This window comes from Micromonospora rhizosphaerae (assembly GCF_900091465.1).
Lineage (GTDB): Bacteria > Actinomycetota > Actinomycetes > Mycobacteriales > Micromonosporaceae > Micromonospora > Micromonospora rhizosphaerae.
Window position 1 is genome coordinate 2,955,771 of the sequence record NZ_FMHV01000002.1, and the last position, 19,067, is coordinate 2,974,837.

Annotated in this window: 14 protein-coding genes; 3 read left to right on the plus strand and 11 right to left on the minus strand. The window is 71.5% G+C overall.

Features of this window, described 5'->3' with window-relative positions; all coding sequences use genetic code 11:
• Nucleotides 1-25 precede the first annotated feature (25 nt).
• Together GA0070624_RS14200 and GA0070624_RS14205 are read left to right on the plus strand one after the other, a co-directional pair.
• Nucleotides 26-868, plus strand: coding sequence for an ABC transporter ATP-binding protein (locus GA0070624_RS14200; protein WP_091341256.1), 843 nt, complete (start codon nucleotides 26-28; stop codon nucleotides 866-868).
• Nucleotides 868-1,815 carry an ABC transporter substrate-binding protein gene (locus GA0070624_RS14205; RefSeq protein ID WP_091341258.1) on the plus strand — a complete coding sequence of 316 codons (948 nt, stop codon included), beginning with the start codon at nucleotides 868-870 and terminating at the stop codon, nucleotides 1,813-1,815. Before GA0070624_RS14200 ends, GA0070624_RS14205 begins: the two co-directional genes overlap by 1 nt.
• Nucleotides 1,816-1,934: 119 nt before the next feature.
• Here GA0070624_RS14205 and GA0070624_RS14210 read toward each other — a convergent pair whose 3' ends face one another.
• Nucleotides 1,935-2,828: an endonuclease domain-containing protein gene (locus tag GA0070624_RS14210; RefSeq protein ID WP_141715013.1), complete on the minus strand. Its 894-nt coding sequence runs from the start codon at nucleotides 2,826-2,828 to the stop codon at nucleotides 1,935-1,937.
• 222 nt (nucleotides 2,829-3,050) lie between these two features.
• Nucleotides 3,051-3,695: a hypothetical protein gene (locus GA0070624_RS14215; RefSeq protein ID WP_091341261.1), complete on the minus strand. Its 645-nt coding sequence runs from the start codon at nucleotides 3,693-3,695 to the stop codon at nucleotides 3,051-3,053.
• A gap of 468 nt (nucleotides 3,696-4,163) precedes the next feature.
• Between GA0070624_RS14215 and GA0070624_RS14220 the strand changes: the two genes are divergently transcribed.
• Nucleotides 4,164-6,800, plus strand: a complete 2,637-nt coding sequence (locus GA0070624_RS14220; RefSeq protein WP_141715014.1) for a right-handed parallel beta-helix repeat-containing protein — start codon at nucleotides 4,164-4,166, stop codon at nucleotides 6,798-6,800.
• A 49-nt stretch (nucleotides 6,801-6,849) separates the two neighbouring features.
• Here GA0070624_RS14220 and GA0070624_RS14225 read toward each other — a convergent pair whose 3' ends face one another.
• The 9 genes from GA0070624_RS14225 to GA0070624_RS14265 form a co-directional block, all read right to left on the minus strand.
• Nucleotides 6,850-7,116 carry a hypothetical protein gene (locus GA0070624_RS14225; RefSeq protein WP_091341265.1) on the minus strand — a complete coding sequence of 89 codons (267 nt, stop codon included), beginning with the start codon at nucleotides 7,114-7,116 and terminating at the stop codon, nucleotides 6,850-6,852.
• A 107-nt stretch (nucleotides 7,117-7,223) separates the two neighbouring features.
• The gene (locus GA0070624_RS14230) at nucleotides 7,224-8,381 is read right to left on the minus strand and encodes an alpha-amylase family protein (protein WP_091341268.1); all 1,158 of its coding nucleotides are present in this window, start codon (nucleotides 8,379-8,381) and stop codon (nucleotides 7,224-7,226) included.
• The gene (locus tag GA0070624_RS34720) at nucleotides 8,378-9,220 is read right to left on the minus strand and encodes a hypothetical protein (RefSeq protein WP_091341269.1); all 843 of its coding nucleotides are present in this window, start codon (nucleotides 9,218-9,220) and stop codon (nucleotides 8,378-8,380) included. Before GA0070624_RS34720 ends, GA0070624_RS14230 begins: the two co-directional genes overlap by 4 nt.
• Nucleotides 9,199-10,086, minus strand: coding sequence for a hypothetical protein (locus tag GA0070624_RS14240; RefSeq protein WP_091341271.1), 888 nt, complete (start codon nucleotides 10,084-10,086; stop codon nucleotides 9,199-9,201). The genes GA0070624_RS34720 and GA0070624_RS14240 overlap by 22 nt, the downstream gene beginning before the upstream one ends.
• A gap of 17 nt (nucleotides 10,087-10,103) precedes the next feature.
• The gene (locus tag GA0070624_RS14245) at nucleotides 10,104-11,303 is read right to left on the minus strand and encodes a glycosyltransferase family 4 protein (RefSeq protein WP_176731696.1); all 1,200 of its coding nucleotides are present in this window, start codon (nucleotides 11,301-11,303) and stop codon (nucleotides 10,104-10,106) included.
• Nucleotides 11,304-11,313: 10 nt separating this feature from the next.
• Nucleotides 11,314-11,982 (minus strand): protein-tyrosine phosphatase family protein, encoded by a 669-nt coding sequence (locus GA0070624_RS14250; protein WP_091341273.1) that lies wholly within the window; start codon nucleotides 11,980-11,982, stop codon nucleotides 11,314-11,316.
• On the minus strand, nucleotides 11,979-13,118 hold the full coding sequence (locus GA0070624_RS14255) for a glycosyltransferase family 4 protein (RefSeq protein ID WP_091341274.1): 1,140 nt from the start codon (nucleotides 13,116-13,118) through the stop codon (nucleotides 11,979-11,981). The genes GA0070624_RS14250 and GA0070624_RS14255 overlap by 4 nt, the downstream gene beginning before the upstream one ends.
• A complete protein-coding gene (locus GA0070624_RS14260; RefSeq protein ID WP_091341275.1) occupies nucleotides 13,115-17,026 on the minus strand; it encodes a polysaccharide biosynthesis C-terminal domain-containing protein in 3,912 nt (1,303 codons plus the stop codon). Before GA0070624_RS14260 ends, GA0070624_RS14255 begins: the two co-directional genes overlap by 4 nt.
• Nucleotides 17,027-18,535: a glycosyltransferase family 4 protein gene (locus GA0070624_RS14265; protein ID WP_141715017.1), complete on the minus strand. Its 1,509-nt coding sequence runs from the start codon at nucleotides 18,533-18,535 to the stop codon at nucleotides 17,027-17,029.
• Nucleotides 18,536-19,067 lie beyond the last annotated feature (532 nt).

The window sequence follows — 19,067 nt, forward strand, 5'->3', positions numbered from 1 at the left end:
CGTCCACCCCTGTCAAGGAGGCGTGATGCTCTCCACCCGAGATCTGGTCGCCGGTTACGACGAGCGGACCGTGCTCGACGGGCTCGACCTGGACCTGCCGGCCGACGCGTTCACGGTGATCGTCGGGCCGAACGCCTGCGGCAAGTCCACCCTGCTGCGCACCATGGCCCGCCTGCTCACGCCGCGACGCGGCACGGTGCTGCTCGACGGCGCCGCCATCCGGGACCTGCCGACCCGCGAGGTCGCCCGCCGGCTGGCGGTGCTGCCGCAGAGCCCGTTGGTGCCCGAGGGCGTCACCGTCGCCGACCTGGTCGGCCGCGGCCGGCAGCCGTACCAGCGGTGGTGGCGGCAGTGGTCCGAGCAGGACAGCGCCGCGGTCGACCGGGCGATGGCCCTCGCCGACGTCGCCGGGCTCGCCGACCGGCCGGTGGACACCCTCTCCGGCGGGCAGCGGCAGCGGGTCTGGATCGCGATGACCCTCGCCCAGGACACCGAGGCGCTGCTGCTCGACGAGCCCACCACCTTCCTCGATCTGGCCCACCAGGTGGAGGTGCTGGACCTGCTGCACCGGCTGCGCGCCGAGCGCGGCCGGACCGTCGTCGCCGTGCTGCACGATCTCAACCAGGCCGCCCGGTACGCCGACCACCTGATCGCCATGCGGGCCGGCGCGGTGGTCGCCGCCGGGCCGCCGCGCGAGATCCTCACCGCCGATCTCGTCCGCGAGGTCTTCGGGCTCGACTGCGTCGTCGTGCCCTGCCCGGTGACCGGGGCGCCGCTCGTGGTGCCCGCCCTCACCTCTCCCACCCTGGCCGCCGTGCCGGCACCTGCCGCCCCGGCTGCTGTCGTTGAATCCTCGAAAGGAATCTGATGCGTCGTCTCGCCGCCGTCCTCACCGCGGCCCTCGCCCTCGGCGTCGGACTCACCGCCTGCGGTGAGAGCGACCCGGTAACCGGCACCGCCACCGGGGAGACCCGGGAGATCACCCACGCCATGGGCACCACCAAGGTGCCGGCGGACCCGAAGCGGGTCGTCGTCCTCGACACCGACAAGATCGACACCGCGCTCTCGCTCGGCGTGACGCCGGTCGGCGCCGCCACCGCCGGTCAGGCCAAGAGCTGGCCCACGTACTTCGGCGAAGAGAAGCTCGCCGGCATCAAGGAGGTCGGGGTGCTCACCGAGCCCGACCTGGAGGCGATCACCGCGCTGAAGCCCGACCTGATCCTCGGCAGCAAGTTCCGCCAGGAGAAGTTCTACGACGAGCTGTCCGCCATCGCGCCGACCGTCTTCACCGAGAAGGTGGGCATCACCTGGAAGGAGAACTTCCTCCTCGACGGCAAGGCCCTGGGCAAGGAGCAGCAGGCTCGCGATCTTCTCGCTGCCTACGAGAAGCGGGCCAAGGAGTTCGGCGCGAAGCTCGGCGACGCCGCGTCCCGGAAGATCTCCATCGTGCGCTTCATGCCCGGCAACATCCGGGTGTACGGCCCGGACTCGTTCTCCGGCATCGTCATCGGCGACACCGGCCTGGGCCGCCCCGAGCGGCAGCGCCTCGACGGCAAGGAGGACAAGCGCTTCGACCAGGTCAGCCCCGAGCGGGTCAACGAGGTCGACGGCGACGTCATCTTCGTGACCGCGTACGGCGAGAAGGCCGCCGCCGAGCAGGCCAAGGTCACCGCGGGCAGCCTCTGGCAGGGCCTCTCCGCGGTCAAGGCGGGCAAGGCCCACGTCGTCGCCGACGAGACCTGGATGACCGGCATCGGCGTCACCGCCGCCAACAAGATCCTCGACGACCTCCAGCATTACCTCACCACCGCCTGACCCGCGCGGGCCGCGCGGGCCGCGCCCAAGATCCGCGCAACTTCACCGAAGGTGCTGCCTCGCTCCGTCTGGAGCCGGCATGTCCTCGGAAGTTGCGCGGATCTTGGTGTGCGTGCGCGTCAGCGGGCACGGGAGCGGAGGGCTTGGCGGACCTCGATGAGGAAGCCGGGGAAGTCTTCCTTGAAGCGCTTCGCCGTCAGGTGAAGGACGATCCAGTCGTTGCCGATCAGGCGGTTCAGTCGATGGCGGTCGCGGTGAAACTGTTCCGGGTCGTCGTGCCAGAGGCCGTCGTACTCGACCCCGACCCGCAGCTCGGGCCAGGCGAGGTCGAGTCGGGCGATGAAACAGCCGTCGCGTTCCACCACGAACTGGGTGACCGGCGTCGGAAGTCCAGCCAACACCAGCCCGACCCGCAGCCGGGATTCCTGCGGTGACTCCGCTCCTCCGTCCGCCAGGCCGGCGACGCGGAGCATGCGTTTCCACCCTCGCGCCCCGAGCCGCGCGTGCGCGAGATCCCGGAGTTCACCAGCGCTGACCAGCCGCCGCCGGAGAAGCCCGTCGACCACCGTGACGGCTTCCTCGGTGCTCAGCCACTGCGCCAGGTCCCAACTGGTGCGGGATGGCGTGGTGATCGGAGTCCCTGAGCGCGTCAGCACGTCTGTCTCCGCCACCTCCCCGGTGTGCACGACGAGGCCCGTGACCGGCCCGAAGCGCCGGTTGACCGGGACCAGGACGTCGATGGGCTCGCTGGTGCCGACCGTGCAAGCGCCGAAGAGGGCCGCCGCGCTCCGGCCGGCGATCGCGGCGCCGGGTGGGAGCAGCCAACGGGCTGCAGCGGTGCATCGGGTCCGGTGCGAGATCGTCAGTCGGGCGTCGGCGTAGACATCCTTGAACAGGGGACGCCACGCGCTGCTGCGTAGCTCGGTGCGGGTCAGCAGCCCCCGAGCCACCACGTCCGAGCCCCGGAAGACGCGCCCCTGTAGCTCGGCCGGCCGTCGAGGAGAAACGGGCATGAGCCCACCCTGGCCGACCGCCACACCCCCCACCACCCCCTGTGGATAACCCCGGTTCGGCCGCCAGGCAAAGCTAGATCCGCGGAACTGCACGGCAACTGCTGTCTCGTCCCCGGTTGAGGCAGCAGCTTCCCCGAAGTTGCCCGGATCTTGCGCCGCGCGCCCCGCCGTGACAGGCGGGGCGCGGGGGGCGTGGGGGCTTGGGGGGGGTGGGGGGGTGGGTCAGGCGGCGGTGGACCAGATGGCGCGGAAGGCGGCGGCCTCGCCGGCCAGCCACTGCTCGACCTGGTCCGGCTTCGCCGAGTCGGGCATGTGGTGGGCCTCGCCGCGGCGGACGTCGACCAGGACGGGCTCGGCGTGCGGCAGGACGGCGTCCATGTGCCGGGCCATCAGGTGCAGGGTGGCGAGGATGGCCTCCTCGCTCGGCGGGGCCTCGTCGAAGTGCAGTCGGACCGCCTCGGCGCGGCCGTCGGCGTACCGGACGCCGAAGTGGGGGTTGATCTTGACGGGCAGGTCGCCGAGCATGGCCAGCGCGTCGCGGGTCTGGGCCAGGTCGACGGCGGTCGGCTCGCTGAGCGACTGGAGCCAGGCCGTAGCGCCGGGGACGAGCGCCTGGTAGAGCGGGCGCCAGCGGGGCTTGACCAGGTCGGCCACCTGTGCCAGGTGGGTGCCGCCGGTGTGGAAGGCGATGTCGGCCTTGAGCGCCTTGACGAACTGGCCGTGCGGGTTGAAGCCGGAGCGGCTGGCCCGCTGCTTCCGCAGGCCCCCGACGAAGGTGGCCTTGGTGGGCCCGGTGCGGTCGACGTACCGGGTGAAACCGAGGAGGGTGGCGTACGGCGTGAGGGGGGTGGAGGTAGGCGCGGTCACGAGCGTCCTCCCAGGTCAGGAACTCGATTAGTACACATATTCTAATCGACGGAGGCCGCTTCGCCCAGCCAAAGTGGGGTCGTCCCGGGCCCGGCGGACGGCTGCTGATGCGCAGGCGCGGGAGATGTTCGCGAAGATTGGTCGCATTCATATTGAGAACGCCTGAAAAATAACCGATCGAGCGATCCCTCCGAACCGGACTCCGGGCTACCGTCGGCGGGTAACGGTCATTCCGTTGGCGGGGCGTCTCTCCCGCCCCCTCGATCGGACCCGTCGTCGTCAGCGGAACGGAGTACGACCTTGTCTCGAGTCTCGGGGCTCGCGCGCCCGCCCGCTGATGGTCCCGGCCGGCATCCGACGCCCGCGGTTGACGCGGGTCGCAGGCGGCTCACCCCCTCCGCCACGCACGCTCACCCTCGGGTACGCCGGTCCCGGATCGCGACCGGAGCACGCCGCGCCGGGATCGTCGTGGCCGTCCAACTGCTCGCGGCGGTGGTTTTCGCCGCGCCGGCACGCGCAGCGGACGTGCTGACCGTGACCGTGACCACTGCCGACGACGATTCCACGTCCTGTACGCCGACCTCCTGCACCTTGCGCGGCGCCATCACGGCGGCGAACGCGTCCGCGGGCGGCGCGGTGATCACCTTCAACATCGCCCCGTCGGGCCCGAAGACGATCGCGGTCGGCGCCGGCGGGAACAATCCCCTGCCCCCGATCACCGGTAGCGACGTCGTTCTCGACGCGTCCACCCAGCCCGGCGGCGGGGCTGTCGGCGTCCGCCTCGACGACCCGGACACCGGCGACCGGGAGAACGGCCTCGTCGTGCAGGGCCAGCGCGTCACCGTGCGGGGCCTCTCGATCACCCGCTTCGGTGGCTTCGGCATCTGGTTGACCTCCACCTCACGGGACAGCGTCATCGCCGGCAACCGGATCGGCACCGCGGACGGCGTCACTCCACTCGGGATCACGGATGACGGGATGCGGGTGCAGGGCGGCGGGCACCGGATCGGCGGAACGGACCCGGCCGACCGCAACCTGGTGGCGGGCGGAGCCAACGACGGAATCCAGATCACCAACTCCTCGGACAACGTCGTCGTCGGCAACTACGTCGGCATGACCGCCGACGGCCTGTCCCGCCTGCCGAACTCCGACAGTGGCATCCAGATCACCGGCGCGTCGCTGCGCAACCGAGTGGGCGGCACGACCGCCGCGGAGCGGAACGTCGTGTCCGGGAACAACGGCATCGGCATCCAGCTCCTCGGCACGATGCGTACGGACGGGACGTGCGCCAGCCCGGAGCAGAACCTGGTGCAGGGCAACTATGCCGGCTTGGACGTCAACGGGCGGAAGCCGTCACCGTACGGAAACCAGGGCGCCGGAATCGAGCTCGGCGTCTGCGCCCGTAACAACACCATCGGCGGATCCTCGGCGGGCGCGGGCAACGTTGCGTCCGGCAATCACGACGACGGCATCCAGCTCGACGGCAGAGACGGGCCGGGCGGCACGGGCGCGGTCTGTGGAAACTCCATCGAGGGGAACATCGCGGGCCTCGATCCCACCGGTTCCGCCGCCCGGAGCAACATCGACGACGGCATCGACCTCGATCGAGGGGCGTGCAACAACACGGTCACCCGTAACGTCGTCGCGGGAAACAGCAGCGACGGCATCGATCTCCACGAGCGCAACGCCAACGGTGCGAAGACGAGCGGGAATCAGATCACCGCCAACACCGTGGGCCTCGCCGCGGACGGCCTGACGAGTCAGCCGAACCAGCAACATGGCGTGCACATCCGCTTCGCGTCAACCGACAACACCGTCGACGGAAACACCATCGCCGCCAACGGCATGAGTGGGGTGGCCATCGAGACCTCCCTGGCCATGCGGAACGTGGTTCGGAACAACCTCATCGGGCTTGCCCGCGACGGCTCGACGCAACGGGGAAACCGGGGACACGGCGTGTTGGTCGCGGGGGGAACCGTCGGCAACACGATCGCGACGAACATCGTGGCCGGCAACAGTCTCGCCGGCGTCGCGGTCGATCCGCAGGGTGCGGCGACCGCCACCGACGGCAACCGGATCAGCCGCAACGAGATCCGGAACAACGGTCGGCTCGGCATCGACCTGCTTCCCGTGGCCGGTGTCAACGTCAACGACGGCGCCACCTCGGCGACGGTCGGCAACCTTGGGCTGGACTTTCCGGTCATCCAGGCCGCGACCGAGACCTCGGTGCGGGGAACGGCACCGGCAGGCTCGGCCGTGGAGGTCTTCCTCGCCCAGCCCGGCACAGGCGAGACGAACGGAGAGGGAGCGGCGTTTCTCGCCAGCGTCACCGCCGACGACAGCGGAGCCTGGTGCGTCGGCGGCCTCTCGGTGACCGGAGGCGTGACCGCCACCGCCACCGACGACCGGGGCAACACCTCGGAGTTCTCCGCCAACGTGCCTCCGGCAGGTACGGACCTCCTCTGCGCCGCGCCGACGGTGTTCGTCTCCGACACCTTCTCGCGGTCTGTGACCAACGGCTGGGGGTCGATCGACGGGTTCACCTGGTCCGGCACGGGGCCCTCAGCCGACTACTCGGTGAACGGGGCCGCCGGGGTCATCCAACAGTCCACCACCGGTGCTCGCATTTCCACCGTCCCCATCGGCCAGCAGAACGTCACCGTCAGGACCCGGTTCCGCTTCACGGCCGTCCCGTCGTCCAGTTGGATCGGCTTCTACGAACTCGGCCGAGTGAACGGCTCGGGGGACTGGTACGGCCTGCGGGTGCGATCCGTCGCGGGCGGGACCGACGACGTGGAGATCAACCGGAGCACGAGCGCCGGTGGCATCGTCAAGGTGGGCGCCGGCGCTGCCGTCCCCGAGTTCTCCGGCGGCGGGTGGTACTGGCTGCAGCTGGAGGTGCGGGGTGACGGGACCACGACGACCGTTCGCGGGAAGGTGTGGCGGGACGGAACGACCGAACCCGCCGGATGGGCCGTGACGGCGTCGGACACCACGCCGTCGCTGCAGGGACAAGGAGGGGTGGGCGTACGCCTCCTCTCCAACAGCGCCGCCGGTCCGGCGGGGGTCGAGGTGGACGACTTCACCGCCTCCGCGCCCGGGTAGTCAACCGTCCAGGTCCGGCTGGGCGGCGAACGAAGACCCACCGGCGGCACTAGTCGAAACCGGTGCACACCTCCACCGTGTACGGTCCGAGGGTCCCCGTGCCGCCGTACTCGAAGTCGTGCTGGTCGGCGGTGGCGCCGAGGGCCGCGAGCACCCGGCGGACAGCGTCAACGCGAACCTGCTCCTCGGGGCCGGCGCCGAACAACACTCCGATCCGACCGCCGTCCGAGTGGACGGTGACGAGATGGTCGGGTAGCTCGGGAATGCCGTCGAGGAACCCGGCGATACGCCGCAGGGCGTCACTGGTGCCGCTCACCACTCGATCGTTTCCCCTCCCCTGATCCACAGCGCACCGGTCGGGATCTTGGCGCCTGCCGTTCCTCACTCTCAACGACGAGACCAGGTAATCATGACGCCTCGGGCTCAACTGGCTCTGATCGCCGCCGTGTACTGGTCGATCGACGCGTACCCGTTGCACGAGCAGTACGCCTCCGGTGCCCGCACCCAGAGGAAGGCCGTCATCTCCCACCGCCTGGCCTGAGTCACCGCCCTCCTCATCGCCTCCGGACCGTCCCGCCCACTGTTCTCGCCGATGACCGGCAGGCGGCGGCTCCGCGCCAGGGTGGCGAGCCGATGGACGGCATCCGCGTTGTCCACCCAGGTCGCCCCGACCGCGACCCCGCTGTCCGGCAGGGCCGATATCTGCGCCGCGTGGTCGTAGCCGCGCTGAAGGTCACCGCTGCGCTGCGCGGCCGTGTTCCCGCAGAGGTCGTCCTTGACGGCCGCCTCGATGTCCCGGCTACTGATTCCCCACGACGGGTAGAGGACCGCGATCGTGCCTGGGTACCAGCGCCGTACGGAGTCGATCTGCCAGCGTTGGAAGGCCAGCAACGACGCCAGGTACCAATCCAGGAACCGTCGGGCCTCGTCATGACGGCTCGGGGTACACGGGCGCCACCGCGGCACCGGGTTGCCGGGGACCGCCAGCCGGCCGAAGGCCCAGTAGTCGTTGCTGCTGCGGCCCTGCCGGCGCGCCGGTGCCGGGTAGCTCAGCTCCCCGTTCGGCCCGCCCCCGACGCGCACGGCGTAGAACTCGGTACCCAACTCCGCGAACACCCGCGCGGTGTACCGTTCGGCCAGCGGGCGCAGCCCCAGCCCGAAGACCAGGTCGGCCACGTCATGGCCGACGTACTGGCTCCCGTGCTGGTTGGTGAAGCGCGCACCCGGCCTGGCCAGGATCCACGTCGGAGCGTGCTGCAGCCCGAAGTTGAGCACCACCTTGAAGCCTGCTGCCCGGAGCCGGTCGCCCCGGGCGCGCATCGCCGACAGGTACCTCTCGTCGAACCGGCCGTCGGCGGGCTCCGCGGCCGCCCACGACATCTCCAGCAGGACGACGTCGATGCCGCGGTCGCGCAGCGTCCGCAGATCGACCCCGTCGTACGGGCCGATGAGGCCCCACAACGGGGTCGTGCCGTTGTCGGACCCGCCCCGGCCGCACCCCACCACGCCGAGCAGTGCCGTCACCACGAGCAGTGCGATGAGGGCGCGGTGCCGGCCGCGCCGGGACCGAGGACGCGTCACGTCTCGCCCGACCGCGGGACGTCGTCGCCCGAACCGGGTTGGCCACCGGCGCCCGAGAGGTCCCGCGGCTCCCACCCGGGGACCGTCGCCGGCTCCCGGTGCGGCGCAGCGTGCCGTACCCCCGACAGCACCGTGCGCCGCAGGTCGACAGCGATCGAGCCGGGTGTCCGGGCCGCCGTGTCGGTCACCAGGACCCGGTTGCCGAGAGCGTCGGCCAGGCATGCCCAGCGCCGGTACAACAGTCGCCAGTGCTCAAGTTCCTCCGGCGTGTGTTCGCCGTCCCGTCGTGCCAACAGCTCCGCCGGCGCGTCCAGGAGCACGAGGATGTCGTACCTGGAGGTGAGCCGCAGATAGCGCCGGGCCAGCGACGAGCCGGGTGGCGGATCGTGCTTGGCCAGCCCGTCGAGCGGACCGCGGTCGGTCATCACCACCGCCGACCTCGTCAGCCGTGCCGTGCAACGCAGCGCGGCGAGCCGGACCGCGAGCTCCGCGGCGTCGATGTGTCCGTGCAGGCGACGAGCGAGCCGCAGCAGACGCCCGCGCCACGTCGGGGGCTCGGTGGTCGAGGAGAGCCGATCAGCGGCCCGGCCGTTCGACACGGCCCCGGCGGCGGCCCCCGCGATCCCGGACGGCTGATCAAACCGCCGACAGAGCAGGCAGCCGTATCCGTAACCGCGGCGCACGGCGAAGCCGCTCTCGGCGAGATTCCCCCACAGCTCACGTACGAGGCTGCTCTTGCCGGCCCCGTCCGGGCCGCAGAAGCCGATGACGATCCGCCGGCCACCTACCGGCCGCGCCGGGCGAGGCGTTCGGGGCGTCAGGCGAGCGCGAGCCGGCATCGTTTCACCATGGTCAACGGCCCGCGCAGCACGACCTCGCGTCTCGCGGCCGCGCCCTGCCCGGTACGCGCGAGGTGACGGACGTGTTCCCGGGCCACCGCGATCGACGCGGACGCCGGGAGCGGTACCGGGAGGGGCAGCGGGTCCCCGTCGTCGAGGCGGCGGATCGCCTGGCGGGCGGTTCGCAGTGCGGCGGTGAAGGCTCCTCGCCAGCCCTCGCGCTGCGCCTCCTCCTCGGCCTCGGCGACCGTCTCCGGTCGGAGCAGTGAGCGGATCGCCATCAGCTCGGACAGGTCGAAGGCGAGGTTCTGGAACACCGCGTGCGCGAGCCAGATGCGCAGCTGGTCGTCCGGGCTGGGCACCAGCCACCCCGCGGCGGCCTCCCCGGCGTCCGCGACCAGCCGATCGGCGGCGACGACGGGGATGCCGAACCAGGAGACCGTCCGGTGCAGATGCGCCGCCGGTCCGCGGGCCGGATGGAGCAGCAGCTTGTCCGGTTCGAGGGAGTGGGCGCTGGTGCGGACGTACCAACCCGCCAGTGCGTCGCGGGCGGCCTCCCACTGGTCGCCGACCACGAGGTCGAAGTTCGTGTAGACGTAGTCGCCGTCCGGATCGGCCTTGATCAGTACGGGTCGGACCCCGGCGTCGCGCAGCCGGGCGGTTGCCACCGCGAGGTTGTACCGGAACTGCCCGGTCGCTTCCTCCACGGACCGCAGCAGACCGGACAACCGATCGGGGCAGGCCCGCGCCAGCAGGCCCTGCACCTGGTTCCGTTCCGCCTCGCGCAGGGCCAGCGCCAGCAGGTCGTCGCCGATGCGCCCGCCCTCGCCCCGCCAGACGGCCGCCGTCACGGCGGCCGTCGCCAATCGCCGTCTCCTGGCGTTCACCGTCGCTCACCTCTCTCGAACACGACCATCGGTTCCCGGCCGGGCGCCGACCGCCCGACCGGCGGTGACCCCGCGCCGGCGCGCGGGGCGCCGCCGGGGCCACGATCCAGCAGTTCGCGGTAGACCTCGCGGTAGCGGCGGGCCACGGCCGCCTCGCTGAACTTCCGCTCGACGAGCTGGCGGCCGGCGAGTGCGCGATGCCGCCAGACGCCGTCGTCGGTCAGGATCTCGTCGATCGCACGGGCGGTGGCACCGGCCTCGGGCCGGACCCGGGCGACGGCCGGGTCCAGCACCGCCAGGGAGGGCAGGTCGGAGGCGACGACGGGTCGGCCCGCCGCCATCGCCTCCAGCAACACCAGCGGGATGTCCGCCTTGCCGGCGAGGGTGGCCGCCGGGAGGACGACCACCGTGGCGGACCGGACGAGCGCCGGCATGTCGGCGACGTGCCCCCGTACGTCGATGCGGTCGACGCCCAGGGACTCCGCGTGCCGGCGCAACCGCTCGGCGAGCTTCGCCTCGTCCTGGCCGGGCCGGCTCCGCATGGCCAGGACCAGGCGCCCTCGGTCACGCATCGCGGAGGCAGCGAAGGCTGCCACGGCGATCTCCGCGCCGCCACCGTTGTCGTAATGGCCGGCGAAGAGCACGACGGGCTCACCTGTGGGCCGCGGCGCCACCCGCCACCGGTGCAGAGGCAGGCTGGGGGGCACGACCCGGACGTCCGGGAACCCGGCGGCCCGCAGTGCCCGGGCCGACTGCTGGGAGAGCACGACCGTGGTGCCCAGGTGTGGCACCGGGCCCGGACCGGCCGACAGGCCCGACGGGTCGACCACCCCGGGCGCGGTGTGCAGGACCGGTCGGCCGAGACGCGCCGCGGCCGAGCCGAGACACCGGGCGAGCAGGGGAAAGCCCGAGCCGATCGTGACCACGGCGTGCACCAGGTCGACGAGGGGGAGCGCCCCCAGGGCGAACGCGGCGACCTGGGCGCTCACCAGCGGTCCGGGCCGGCCCGTCCGGGACAGCACGGGAACCTGGCGGCCGGGAACGTCCCGGTTCGCGCCGACCCGGCGTACCGAGAGGAACCGGTACTCCGGCAGCATGCGCGCCACCACCTCGGCGAGATGCTTGTCGGCGCTGTCCCACGGCGCCGACAGCGGATGGCTGGTGACCAGGGCCACCCGCGGAACTGGCCGGTTCATCATCGCCGCGTCACCGCCCGCCCACACGGGTTCCGGGCGTCGCGCGCCCGGGCCCGGCCAACACCTGGTTCAAGGCCCTCAGCGCGTCCCACTGGCCGGCGCTCAGGTGCCGCTTGTCCGCCGCCGGCAGCGTGCCCGTCACGGCGTCCAGCGACTCACCCCGCAGCATCAGCAGCATCAGGCCGGTCGTGACGGCCCGTCCGCCGCCGACGTCGTCGTGCACGAGGACGACGGCCGAGCCGTTTTCGTAGCGCCGGACGAAGCTGGCGAGCGTCGCCAGATCCGCGGTCGTCGGAGCCTCCCCGACAGCCAGCGGAAGTCCGAGAAAGTCCAGACCGAAGCTGGCCGCGATGTCCGACTCGGCGCCGGACGCGTGGCGCAGGTTGACGATCGCCCGTACGTGGTAGGAGTCGCGAAGCAGTCGCAGCTGGAAGTCGTCCGGTTGGCCGCCGCGCAGGACATGCGGCGTGACGCGCGCGACGCCGGGCAGCGGCGGCAGCGGCTCCCGCTCGCCCCGTCCGGCGGCCTTGAGCCCTAGCGCCCCGCCGGCCAGCACCGCAAAGGTGACCAGCACCAGCAGGCGGGCAGCGAGCGCTCGGCCCCGGACGAGGTGCCCGGGCCCGACAGCCGCGGGAAGCGGGGGGCGAAACCAGGTGGCGAGCTGAGTCGGCCAGTTCACGCCATAACCTCCTCGACCGCGTGGCCGGCCACTCTTCTGAGCAGGTTCAGCGTGGCCATGGACGAGGTCTGCCAGGAGGTCCGGTCCGCCGCGGCGCGCCCCGCCCGGCGCAGCCGGTCGGCGAGCGAGGGGTCCGCCAGGACCCGCTCCATCGCCTCGCACCAGGCCACCGGGTTCCCCGCTGGCGCGATCAGCGCGGCACCGCCGCCCGCCTCGACGACCGCGGGGGCGTCGCTTGCCACCACCGGCACGCCCGCCGCCATCGCCTCCAGCACGGGTAGCCCGAAGCCTTCGATGAGACTCGGGAACGCGAAGAGGTCGGCGTGGCGGTACAACTGGACCAGGCGTTGCTCGCTCACCCGGGGCAACCACAACAGCCTCCGCTGGAGGCCCAGCCGGGACGCCAGTTCCGGGACGGGATCTGGGAACCGTTTGTCGGACTCTCCGACGAGGACCAACGTCACGTCCGCGCACCGCTGGCTCAGCAGGTGGAACGCCCGCAGCAGGGTCGCGTGGTCCTTGTGCGGGCGCCGCACGCCGACGTGCAGGATGTACCGCGACGGGAGGTTCGCCGGCCGCGGCGTCCGGTCGTCCGCACCGATGCGGAACTGGTCACCCACGGCGTGCGGCATGACGTTCTCCTCGTCGATCGCGAGGCCGTAGTGGCGCCGCAGGTCCCGGCGGCTGGCGTGGGAAATCGTCGCGACGGCGTCTGCCCTGGCCAGCGCCATCCGGGTGGCCAGCCGGTACAACTGGCGCATCCGCAGGCTCGGTGCGAATGCCGGCTCGGTCTCGAAGATGCAGTCGTGTACGACGGTGACGACCGGCACCCGCCCGTGCAGCCAGGGGACCGCGAGGTGGTAGGGCGCGAACACGACGTCGGGACGCCACTGCCGGAGCAGCCGCACCCACCAGGCCTGTCCCGACAGGGACACCACGGGCGCGCCCACCGGGACCAGCCAGACGTCCGGGCGTGCACCCAGTTCCCACGCGGTGAGGCGCCCGGGCGGCTCGGCCGCCAGGACCACCAGCTCCACGTCGGTGGAGACCGGTAGCGCCCGGAACAGTTCGAGGGTGTGCCGTCCGATGCCGTGATAGCGGTCCGCGATGACGCGTCCGTCCACCAGAACTCTCATGACGCCGGTCCTTTCGATGTGTCAGGCGTCCACACGGAGGCGGGAGAGGGGCGTACGGTTCTGCGGGGCAGCCGCCGCGGGCGGGCCAGGACCGCGCTCACCGCGAGATGGGCCAGGAGTAGTCCGGCGAGTGACGTGATCAGGGGCGCCACCGTGCTGGGCAGCCGGGCCTGTGGCGCAGCCGGCAGGGGCGGAGGGGCCTGCGGCTGAGCGGCTGATGCCGGCACGACGTGCCGGGCCTCGTCCAGTGCCCGGCCGACCGGTGCCAGCCGCACCACGTCGGCAGCGACGGCCGGCCGCTCGAAGATCACCGCCGAGAACGCCTGCCGGACGGCCCCGTCCGGCATGGTGGTGGCGGGGCCCAACGGCGATCCCAGGTGGTCCAGAGCGCGTGCCACATCGGAGTCCGTCGCCTCCGCCAGCGGCACGCCGAGATACGCGCGGGCGATCCGTACGTCGTTCAGGTGCCCCAGCACCTGACTCGTCGGAGGTCGCGCCGTGTCCGGGTAGCGGATCGGGGGCAGCTGGTACCGCCGGTACGTGGCGGGGTGTTGGGTGGCGAGACCCGCCACTGCGGGAACGGAACGGACGGCCGGTAGTCGTCCGGGTGCCCGCGGCGAGCTCTCCATGAGCACGCCGTTGAACGCCTGATACGCCCGATCACCCTGCCGCCAGGGACGGCTGATCGGCGCGCCGACGACGCTCTTGCCACCGAGGGCCCCGAACTCGCGGAGGAACAGGCCGTCCGCGTCGTCCTTGACCGAGAAGCCCCCGCAGCGGGAACCCACGGTGTGCACGAACACGCCACCGTGGATCGGCTCGAGGTCGGCGGATTGCTCGTACTGGTCGGGTTTCACCTCCCACAGCTGGACACCGTGGTGGGTGTTGCTGGCGTAGGTGGCCACCGGATGGCCGTTGCTGCGGATCCAGTCCGCCAGGTCAGGGGACATCCGCCCGTAGCCGGAAATCGCGTCCTTGGGATTGAGGAAGAAGAAGTGGACGCCGTGGGCGAGCGCTCCCGGCCCGCTGCCGAACCGCGTGACCGTCTGGCCTTGCAGGGAGTAGACGTACTTCTGGACGTCGCCGCTGGTGTTGAAGGTGGCACAGGCCGGGAAGTGCGTGTCGACGAAGCCGGACATCTGTTCGATGCCGTTGTTGTGGCTGCGGGCGTACTGGGATCCCCAGCTGAGGAGCGCGGTGACCGGCAGCAGGGCGGCGAGTCCGACGGCGAGGCCGCCGGCCAGCAGCGTGCCCATCGCCGGCAGGAAGCTCGTGCGGGCTCGGGACAGCAGCGCGGTGAGCAGCGCGTCGAGTCCCAGGAGGGCGCCGATGATCGCCGCCGGCACGATGTACACGAAGAACTGCTCGTTCAGCGTGCCCTGGACCAGGATGTACGCCGCGAACGTGTAGCTGCAGCCGAGGAACGCCAGGAGGTAGGTGGCGGCCTCGTTGTTGCGTCGGAGGAACAACCAGACCAGGGCGACCGCGCCCAGCGCGAGGAGCAGATAGGTGCTCAGATACTGCGGGGCGGAACGGGTCACGGCCGCGGTGAACGAGACGCCGGGGCGGTTCCACCCGGTGACCTGGAGCAGACCGAGCAGGCGCTGCAGCGTGAAGAGCTTGACCTCCCAGAACCGGCCCGACGCGCCGAGCAGGGCGGCCCACAGCGGGAACGCCAGCCAGAAGGTGCAACCGATGGCCAGGGAGCCGGCGGCTCGCCTCAGGTAGCGTCGCTCGGACGCGAGGGCTCCGAAGACGACCGGGGACAGCAGCAGGAAGACCGAGATCTCCTTGACGAGCAGCGTCATGCCGGTCAGGAGTCCGACCACGAGGAGGTGGCGGCGGGTACTCCAGTGGCGGGCACGCCACGAGACGAGAATCGTGACCAGACAACCCAGCAGCGCCAGCGGCTCGATCATCGCCAGCCTGCTGTAGCGCAGCAGGACCGGGTCGGTCGCGGCCACGACCACCACCGCGGCGACGAGCAGCAGGCGCCGGCCCCGCCGCACGGTCGGAGTCACCGCGAGACAGAGCAGTCCGAGCAGGACGACGTCCACGGCGCCCGCGGTGGCCGTGATCAGCCGAGCGGCGTGGATGGCGTCGAACAGCGGGGCGTCGCCGAGGCCGAGCAGTTTCAGCCAGGCCGACTGCAGGAGGAAGTACAGCGGTGGGTGTACGAACACCGGCTCGGTGGACCAGGTGAGCTCCCCGGTCGTTGCCACCTGCTGCGCTGCGCGGGTGTAGACCACCTCGTCGTACTGGGTGTCCGGACTGGTCGTGATGTTGGCCGTGAACAGCAATCCGGTCAGCGCGAGCAGGGCCAGCATGAGCGCTGCCGGAAGACGGGCTCTTCGCCACCCGTACCTGCCCCACCCGGTGCGAAGCGCTCGGACGGTGGCGGTGGCGATGGGCGGCATGGCCCCGACCGGAAGCAGCCGGGCCTTATCCGCCAGGCCCCGCAGCCGCGAGACGTCCGCCGACGTGATCAGGTTGAGCGACCGGGCCACCCCGAGGTACGCCAGGCCGGCCACCGTGACGAGTCCGAGGGTCAGGACCGCCGGCGCCTGCGGTGTCACGGCCAGGCCGCCGAGCAGCGCCAGCAGCGCGGCGGCGTAGCGGGCCGCCCGGTCTCTCCCGGGCAATCCGATCCGCTGATGCCGGTGGTATGTCAGCGCGAGCAGCAGCGCTCCGGTCCAGCCGGCGAGGGCGAACGCGATCGCCGCTCCCATGGCCGCCAGCCGGGGCACCAGGACCGCCAGGACCGTGAATTCGACGACCAGCACGGCCGGCATCACCGTCGCGACCGCTCCGCGCCGTCCCAGCGCCTGCAGACTCTTTCCGTAGATCCCGCAGCCGATCATCCCTAGTGCGCCCAGCGACACCACCTGGATGAGCGGGAGCACCGCCTGGTACGCCGCCGGAAAGAACAACTGCAGGAACGGTTGCGGCCGTACCACCAGGACCAGTTCGATGGGGACGACCGCGAGGAAGATCCACCGGGCCGCGGCGCTGAACCACCGGTGGGAGGACTCCGGTGAGTCGTGCCTCCGGGCGATGAACGGGAAGACCGCGTCGACGAGGGCGTCGGCGACGAAGTACGGGGCCCGGCCGAGCAGGACCGCGACCTGGTACATCGCCACCGTGGTGGCGGTGAGGCCGGAGGCGTACCCGATACTGTGCAGTCCGAGCACGTCGGCGGTGGCGAACAGGGCGAAACCCGCGCTCCCGACGAACATCGGGAGGGTGCTGCGGTAGGTGCTGATCCCGGCCAGACGTCCGCCGCGCAGCGGCAGGTCGTCGCGTAGTCGCCAGGCGCCCAGTACGGCCGCGACCAGGCTGCCGGCCAGGAAGGCGCAGGCCACGGCGGCGGCGCCGAGGTTGAGCGCAACGACCAGGACCACCGCGACCAGACATTTGACGAGCACTTCCGCGACCTGGACGAGCCCGAAGGCGCTGAAGCGACGCCGGCCGTGCAGCGCCCCCTTGAACACGGCGTTGACCGCGAAGATCGGGAAGGAGGCGGCCACCATCGCCACCATCAGCAGTGATTCCGGCGGTAGCAGTCGGACGCCGGCCGCCTGGAGAAAGACGAAGCCGAAAGCGAGCGCCAGGCCGAAGGCGGTGTTGCCGAGCAGGGAACTTCGGAAGACCGCCCCGGCGTAGCCGGGATCGATGCGCCCCCGCCGGGCCTCGGTCGTGGCCACGATCCACGGGAATCCGGAATTGACCGTGTAGGCCGCGAGAAGCAGCGCGGCCTGCACGGTGCTGACCTGGCCGTACTCCTCGTCGGACAGCAGCCAGGCGAGGACGATGCCCAGGGCGTAGTTCAGCAGGGCGATGACCGCGAAACGGGCCACCAGCAGCACCCCGCCCTTGGCGGCCGTCTCATCACGTGTGGCGACCGACACCTAGTGCCCCGTGGGGTCGGACGCCACCTCGCGGGAGTGACTGCTCGTGTCGGCGAGTTCCCCCCGCCGATCCGAGGACAACAGCCCGACCAGTCGTTCCAGGTCGTACGGGGTGAAGGCCCTTTCCTCGGTGCTGGCCAACGACAAGTTCAGCACCCCGGTCATGCCGGCGCGACACGAGAACGGGACGGACATCGCGCTGCCGATGCCGGCGAGCGTCATCAAGTCCGTGAGGTCGGAGTCCGAAGTGGTCGGATCGAGCAACTGGGGGCGACCCGCGGTCCAGGTGCGCTGCGCGAGCCGGCGCTCCGGCAACGTCGCCGATCCCCACGCGACGGCGACCCGAGGCACGTGTCCCCGGCGGAACAGGAGCAGCGACGCGGAGCTCGCCTTGAAGTCCTCTACCAGGCCGGTCAGCGTGAGCCGCCCGCTGGCCCACGGCGTCGGCAGCGCTCTTGGCTGCCTTGCCTGCCAGGCTTCGACCGTTTTGACGAACGCCTGCTCGTAGCGCTCCACCACCCGGCTCCAGCCCATCCGGCGCGCCGCCTCCTGTGAGACCTGTTGGAGGTGGTGCAGGCGAGCGGGATCGGCGGAGAGGGACAGCAAGGCTCGGCGGAGGGCGTGCGGGTCGCGTGGGGGGACCACGAAGCCCGTGGGGGAGGCGACGTCCCGCACCCCGGGAAGGTCGGACGCGACGGGGACGCAGCCGGCCGCCATTCCCTCGAGCAGCACCAGACCGAAGGCCTCGGCCCTGGTCGTCGACGGCAGGACGACGACATCGTGGGCGCGGTAATGAGCCTGCAGCTCCTCGTCGCTGACCCGGCCGGTGAAGGTCGCGTTGGTTGCGCCCGCCGCGCGAGCCCGGGCGCGGTACTGGTCGAGGAGGGGGCCCGACCCGACGAGGGTCACGCTGAGCGCCGGCTGCCCGGCCACGGCCCTGAGCAGGGTGTCGACTCCCTTGTACGGACGCATCTGGCCGACGAAGAGGACCTTCAGCGGCCCGGTCTTCGGGAGTGGACGCGGGAGGGAACTGTCCGCGCCGTCGACCCCCCACGGCACCACCTCCACGGTGGGCCCGAGCGGTCTGGCAAGAAGGTCCCGGTACGCGCGGGAGGTGACGATGATGCGGTCCGCCGTGCGAGCCAGCCCCTCGTGCACCCGGTTGTAGACGGCGCACGCCGCCCGCACGCCGCTGATCTCGATGGCGCTGTGGTGCGTGTAGACGATCTGCGGCCGCCGCCTTCCCGGGGACAGGCGGTTGAGCAGCAGGAAGACGTCGCTCATGGTGGGCGCCGGCCCGTGCAGGTTGACGATGTCGTACTGGGACAGTCGTCGGGCGATCCGGGGCCAGAACAGCCCGAAGGAGCTGATCCGGATCTCGCCCAGCACCATGCGCGGGATGTCCATGGCCGAGATGACGTCGACCAGGTGCCCACGCGACTGCAGGCCCTGGGTGAGCCGGTCGATGCAGCGGGAGATGCCCGAAACGATGGGTGGCGCTTCTGACACCAGGATGAGGATGCGCACAGGTACCTCTACAAACTCTCGCGGTCGGAGTGCCGGGGCGCTGGCGAACGGTCGTGCGGACAAAGCACGGGGAGGCTGCGCGGCGCAGGTCACGCAGGGCGCAGCGCCACCGTCCGCGGATGCGATGAGAAGGAGTGCGACCCTGCCGGCTGGTCGACGCGCGGCCGACCGGGCGGGCGTGCGGAGCGGGGGAGGAGATTGGACTACGTCCGCCGCTCGGCCTGTCCGGGGCTCGGCGAACCGGGCGCGCCTCGTGGAGCGCGGCGACCGCCGCGGTCCGTGTCCGACTCAGGTGGACGAGCGCTCGGGGTTGCCCGATACATCACGATTAGACCTCGACGTTCACTCGATCACTGGATGCTTTCGCTTGCCAGCGCGCCACCTGGGTCCGTGGACCGGGCCATGCGAAGAGTCATGGCGGCGGTGCGTACAGTGAACGAGAGTAGCGAGGGAAAACCCCCTAATGAGGGCGAACCGGGAAAACCGAATCCCGTGTCGGGCGTGTCCGGCGGGC